This is a genomic window from Bacteroides sp. RTP31139st1_H2_RTP31139_211217 (genome assembly GCF_040227615.1).
Taxonomy (GTDB): Bacteria; Bacteroidota; Bacteroidia; order Bacteroidales; family Bacteroidaceae; genus Bacteroides; species Bacteroides uniformis.
The window spans coordinates 1-5432 of the sequence record NZ_JBCNZM010000166.1 but is presented as its reverse complement, the minus strand read 5'-3'; the positions used below and the strand labels follow the sequence as shown (position 1 = coordinate 5432).

Genomic DNA, 5432 nt, shown 5'->3' with positions numbered 1-5432 from the left:
ACGCATAACAGCAAGCGTTTGAAAACCTTTCGGATGTTCAACCCATGTACGGAGTTTATATCGTTGTTTAACTGTCTTTTCATTTCGGTTATTGCAAAGATAAGTGATTACATTGTACTCACTTCAAATCACGAAGATTTTTTTTAAGGCTCTCAGAAAGTTCAGGCTTTGAAAGCGGCTGTTTCGCTTTCAGTTTCTTCACAAGGATATTTGCGAGGCGAACCTTGTTATAAGTCCGGGTGTCCTTTTCTTCAACCTGAACCCCGTCTTTCCATGCTTCGATATAGCTGATTATATCTTCCATTTGCTTATTTGAAATGATATACATAACCGTCTGACCTTTCTTTGTTGATTGAACCTTATTTTAACAGGAAGCGGCGTGCCCCCTGAACCTCCCTTGAGAACTCGGAAACCATTTCAGGGTGTGCGGCTTTGAAAGCCTTGTCATCAAACTTCATTGACGGCTTGGGGGCTTTCCATGTGGCGAGCGTCTGACCTCCGTAGCTGATAGCCTCTGCGTCTCCGAAGCCGAGTTTAATGCGTTCTTCCAACTCTGTCTTGATTTCATCAAGTTTATCCATCTCTTTCTTGACTTCTTTCAACTTTTGATAGTCTGAGAAAATAGCGTCATTCACTTCAACGATTTTCCCGTCCGTGTGACGGTTGAATTTCAGCAGAATGTCTTGAACCGATGTCGCTTCGGGTTCTTTCTTCCCCTGAATGTTGTCACGCCAAAACTTTTCAACTTCTTCAACTATCCATGCGTAGAAGTCAGGAACAAAAGACAGGTCTTTATAGCCGAACTCACGTCCTGAACAGAGCCAAGCCAAACTGCCCTCTTTCAATTCTGCAACCCCGAGTTGATATTGAACCTGACAGAACCAATGCTTCGGCAGATCGTCAGAGGAAATTTTCATTTGGGTGGTCTTACATTCCAAAACACCTTTGTTTGAAGCGTTCTTCTTTTCTCCTGCGAGCCAATATGTACGGTCAGGGCTGACCTGTAGATAGGGGCGTTCATTATTTCTTATCAGCCAGTCCCCGGCTGATGACTTGATTATTTCACGTCCCGTATCGTCATGCCAAAACTGCGCAACAGCGTCTTCGAGATAATGACCCGCTTTCATAGCAAAGGTCTCTGTTTTAGGTTCATCAAGACCAACCTTGCGTCTCCAAAGCTGATAAGGGGTTTCCCACGGGTTCAACCCGAGAATGGTTGCAACCTCACTGCTCCCGATACCTGACTTTCTGTGTTCAAGCCATTCGTTACGGTCTTTCGGTCTGATAATCGTGTAGCTCATTTTCTTTCCTCCTGCTCTTTTGCGTTCAATATTGATTTCATTAAAGACTCAGCCATGCTTAAAGCAGCAGCCCGTTTTAACAACTCACGTCCTTGCGGTTGTCTCATGAATCCGGCTAAGGCGTAAACGGCTTCTTCTTCATTTCCCATGATAGACCCGGTTTGACGTGAGCCTTCCCCGTTTTCGTCAGGCTCAGAGGCGATGACAATTACGGCGTGTCTCTTATCAGACTTTTCGATAAACTCTTGCGCTTCATTCTGAAAAGCGTTTACTTTCGATAAAAATTCGCTGTTATTTTTCGTTTCCATAAATTGTTGATATTTGAATGTTAAACATTTGTTGTTACTCACTTGCGGATAAGACAGAAGTCTGCCCAGATGTTGATGAACTGTTTCCCGCAGTAAACGGCGAGCGTGTCGCTCTTTAAGCAAAGGCGAGAACCGAGGGACGCATCCGTATTCGAGGGGGTGCTATCCGAGTTCGCACAGGCGAGACCCGCATAACCTGTTTGATAGTCGCCTGTTGACATTAAGCGGCGGTCTGTTTTTTCGTCTTCATCCATGTCTTTGATTTCTTTCTGAGTATAGAGCCAATACCAAGGATAATAACGCCATTCGTCCTCTGTGAATTGAGGCTCCCAGCCCTCGTTCAAGGCGGCGCAGATGATACGGAGTTTCATATAAGCGAGAATGTCTTCTTGGTCGTCAAACTCTTCATGCTTTATCCATGCGGTGTATGCGCTTACAAACGGGTGTTCTTCTCCAAGTTCACGGCAAGCGTCTTCAAAGGTTTTCACACGTTCTGTGATGTCTTTGGGCTTGAATGTATCTTCCCCGAAAACTTTGTGCATTTCGTTCTGAACCTGTTCTTTTGAAATAGCCGGGTAATTGGTTAATACCTGATAAAGTTCCCGCAAATCGTCTCTTTTGACTTCAATTACTTCTTTCATAATGTTTTACTTTTTAGATGTTGATGTTTTCTTTGACTTTTCTTCTTTGATTTCCCCCGTTTCAGGGTCAACGTTGGCGGGTATCTCTCCCGTTGCTTGTGCGATAGCCGCTGCCGCCTTGTCAGCCGCCGAAGCGGTCTTTTTATTGGCTTCTTCTTGTGCTTTGGCTTCAAGTTGTGGTTTGACAAAGGTTTCCTGAACGGTTGTCGTTCCCTCTTTGATAGCGTTCCAAGTGGCTCTAAGTTCAAACAGCTTTTCTTTGTCGATTTCTGCGATAGCCTTAATACCGAGATATTGGCAAATCATGGCTTCCGTCACACCCGCTTTTGCGAAGTTCGCCAAACAGTTCTTGCGTGATGTCTCAACGTCAATCGCCTGACCGAGCGCAACCTTTTTAACTTCATTGATGACACGTTTTGTAACGGCTTTCGGTATGACCGCCAAGACTGCGTTTCTGAAAGCGATTGAGGCGGCTGCGTTGCCTGTCACAACCTGCATGTCGTCACTGTATGTCTTACCCGTTTTCGTTGTTATCCGGCGGTCAACGGTCTTGCAAACGGCGAAGTTTGTTTCAAGGTCATGGCAGACAGCCTGAGCCGTGATTTTACGCCCGTCATTTCCGATGATGCGGGTCTGAACTCTCAGGTTTCCCCAAGCCCCTGCGATGATTTCTGCCATACGGATCGAAAGCCCTTCAATGGTGTTGTCATTACCGTTTGCGTCCTTTCTTCTGAGAACATAGAAGCAGTCTTCTGCCGTTTCCCTATCCATTGTGGCATAGGTGGCGATTTTGTTCAAGACTGTGTTCAGGTCACGGGGATATTGCTTCGCCGTGGCAATCTGAATGTCAATTTCTGACCGGGTAATTCCCGCAAGCATTTCAGCTTGTTTGATTTCAATAATGTCATTTTCCATAATGATGAAATTTGAAATGTGAATAATTTATTTAGTTAACTCTCAATGGCTTTGATAATACGATTTTGAACCATTCTTTGCCGTCAATCATAACGGGTTTCTCACTGACAAGAAAAGAGGCTGACTGTTGGGCTTTTGAAGCGTCAAGAATTTTGTTCGCGATGAACTTGTTGCTGAAATAAATCGTGCGTTCACAGTCTTTCGCATAGCCGCTGTTCTTTTTCTCTCTGAGGGCTAACCCGTTTTCTCCGGCGTTGAAGCATATATACCAATCTCCCGTCTTGCTGTCTTCGTCCTTTGCAAAATAGACGGTCTGTTCAACTGTGATTCCTTTCCCTTTTTTCAAGGTGTTTGAGAATGAAATATTCCCGGTTTTTCTGTTGATATAAACCGAGCGAACGCCTGTTCTTGCTGATGTCGTTCCGCTGTTGTTCTTGTCAAAAATTGTGAGTTTCATATTGCTGTTATTTTAGTTATGTTATTTTTATATTGATAAAACGTTAAGATATGTTATAAATGGGGGGGGGTAAAACGTTGCTTTACAGCGTGTTTCATGTTATTCAGTCTTTTTGCTATTGTGGCTGAGCTTTGCCCCGTGTAGTCTATCAAGCCTTGCCAAGTCATAGCCTGAAAGAATTTCAAATGAAATATCAGGTAGTCACTGGGCTTGAAATTGTATCTCACATATTCATCAACTTGTTTCGCCTGAATGTTCTCTGCCGGGGTTTGCCCAATTTCTTCTGGGTTTTCTTCATCAGAACGGAGAAGAACAAAGAACAAGGGGTCGGGGTGGGAATATCTGAACTCTGTGCTTAACTCACGTGCTAACATACGTCTGTATAGCTTGATGAACACGGGTTCAAAATCGAGTTCAATATCCTTTATCGTCAGGGCTTCCCGCATGGTCAGGTATGTTTCCTGAAAAGCGTCATCATCGAACATGGTTGAAGAAGCGATTCTTTCTTTCAACCTGTTGTGTTGGTTGATAATCCATGCGTCAAATATGTTTGCTGTTCGGTTATTCATGGCGGTGTCATTTATGGGTTGCCAAATAAGTTGTCGCCTGACTTTGAATTTCATTTTTTGTCGGAATGCGCTGGTCAAGCATCCATTCTTCCAATTCAGATTTTTTGAAATATAGCTTACGGTTCTTTTTGAAATACGGTATCTCCCGGTTGCTTGTCAGGCGGTAAAGGTGTCCTTTGCTCAATCCCGTGAACAAAATCGTTTCTTCAAAGTCAAGAACCGTTTTTGAACTGATAAGCGTCAACCGTGAAAGGTTGTCTATCTTTTCATTGAGTTGTTCCAAAGTGATTTCCATATTCAATCCTCCTGTATGCTTATTTCCGGTAAAAGACCCTTTTTTGAGAGCCATTTCCCGCATAGAATGCAACCTGAAAAACTTGTTATCGCAAGGGCTTTAATCAGAAAGAAATCGCCCAATGTCATACATACCTCGGGGGCTTCTTCTCCTGCGAGAACCATGAATGAAACCATTCCCCAAAGACCGAGAACGGTCATCAGCCCCCATTGAATAATTTTCTTTTTCATAATGACTTACAGTTTTCGATGTCAAACATTATCGCTTTCAATCCCGTTCTTACGATGTCTTGATATTTAATCAAGAGTTTTTGAAGACGGGCGTTTTCCGTGTTTATGGTCTTGTTAGCCGTTTCAAGAGCTTTGATATACTGTGCGTCAGACTGTCCGTTCCGGGAGACTGTAACCTCCGTGACGTGCGGTTCGGGAAAAAGCCATTCAAAAAGTTCTGTTTCTTTGACTGTAACGGTGCTCACAGTCTTTGTCGTTCTTTTTGTTGTCACAGTCTTTGTCTTTTCTGCCGCCGCTTTGGTCTCGTTTTTTCTCTTTTCAGCTTTGCGCTCCCAATACCTTTCCATGTACTTTTTATTGTACTCGGTCTTGATTTTTTGCGCCTCTTTACTTAGTGCCATTTATACCCCCTTTCTGCGCTTCCAATTTCTTCTCCACACGGCGGCGAATCAAGTAAATAGTTCCTGCGCTGTGTATGTTATATTTCTTCATCAGGTGTTCTGTTACGAGCGTTTTGCTCTGTCCTTCAACGGCAATCAGGGCGTTATACTCGTTATAAATAGCCAAGTCACGGGCTTCCCGTTCTGTTTGGCAAGGTGTCTTAAAAATCATTGTTTCCATATCGTCATTTGTTTGAAATTGCTTTTCTGTATGTCACGTCTTCCATACCATTTGATAGGGATAAAATGCGCATGAGTTCTTCAAGGTCTATTTCC

At 43.6% G+C, this 5432-nt stretch carries 11 protein-coding genes; all 11 read right to left on the bottom strand.

Annotation, left to right across the window (positions count from 1 at the left end; genetic code table 11):
- Positions 1-118 precede the first annotated feature (118 nt).
- Genes ABUA47_RS20085 through ABUA47_RS20035 form a run of 11 tightly spaced genes read right to left on the bottom strand, consistent with a single transcriptional unit; the run spans position 119 to position 5337 of the window.
- Positions 119-304: a hypothetical protein gene (locus tag ABUA47_RS20085; RefSeq protein WP_038606979.1), complete on the bottom strand. Its 186-nt coding sequence runs from the start codon at positions 302-304 to the stop codon at positions 119-121.
- 55 nt (positions 305-359) lie between these two features.
- The gene (locus tag ABUA47_RS20080; RefSeq protein ID WP_007565082.1) at positions 360-1301 is read right to left on the bottom strand and encodes a YqaJ viral recombinase family protein; all 942 of its coding nucleotides are present in this window, start codon (positions 1299-1301) and stop codon (positions 360-362) included.
- On the bottom strand, positions 1298-1609 hold the full coding sequence (locus tag ABUA47_RS20075) for a hypothetical protein (protein WP_149923053.1): 312 nt from the start codon (positions 1607-1609) through the stop codon (positions 1298-1300). Before ABUA47_RS20075 ends, ABUA47_RS20080 begins: the two co-directional genes overlap by 4 nt.
- A 38-nt stretch (positions 1610-1647) precedes the next feature.
- A complete protein-coding gene (locus tag ABUA47_RS20070; protein ID WP_349824493.1) occupies positions 1648-2250 on the bottom strand; it encodes a hypothetical protein in 603 nt (200 codons plus the stop codon).
- Positions 2251-2256: 6 nt separating this feature from the next.
- Positions 2257-3165 (bottom strand): hypothetical protein, encoded by a 909-nt coding sequence (locus ABUA47_RS20065; protein ID WP_149923055.1) that lies wholly within the window; start codon positions 3163-3165, stop codon positions 2257-2259.
- A gap of 31 nt (positions 3166-3196) precedes the next feature.
- Complete coding sequence (locus ABUA47_RS20060; protein ID WP_038606969.1) at positions 3197-3622, bottom strand: hypothetical protein; 426 nt, start codon at positions 3620-3622, stop codon at positions 3197-3199.
- Between the two features lie 53 nt (positions 3623-3675).
- The gene (locus ABUA47_RS20055; protein WP_151871271.1) at positions 3676-4191 is read right to left on the bottom strand and encodes a sigma-70 family RNA polymerase sigma factor; all 516 of its coding nucleotides are present in this window, start codon (positions 4189-4191) and stop codon (positions 3676-3678) included.
- A gap of 7 nt (positions 4192-4198) precedes the next feature.
- A complete protein-coding gene (locus tag ABUA47_RS20050; RefSeq protein WP_038606963.1) occupies positions 4199-4486 on the bottom strand; it encodes a helix-turn-helix domain-containing protein in 288 nt (95 codons plus the stop codon).
- Positions 4487-4488: 2 nt separating this feature from the next.
- Positions 4489-4716: a hypothetical protein gene (locus tag ABUA47_RS20045; RefSeq protein ID WP_149923057.1), complete on the bottom strand. Its 228-nt coding sequence runs from the start codon at positions 4714-4716 to the stop codon at positions 4489-4491.
- A complete protein-coding gene (locus ABUA47_RS20040; RefSeq protein ID WP_122132167.1) occupies positions 4713-5117 on the bottom strand; it encodes a hypothetical protein in 405 nt (134 codons plus the stop codon). Before ABUA47_RS20040 ends, ABUA47_RS20045 begins: the two co-directional genes overlap by 4 nt.
- Positions 5104-5337, bottom strand: coding sequence for a hypothetical protein (locus ABUA47_RS20035; RefSeq protein WP_027199981.1), 234 nt, complete (start codon positions 5335-5337; stop codon positions 5104-5106). The genes ABUA47_RS20040 and ABUA47_RS20035 overlap by 14 nt, the downstream gene beginning before the upstream one ends.
- Positions 5338-5432: the final 95 nt, after the last annotated feature.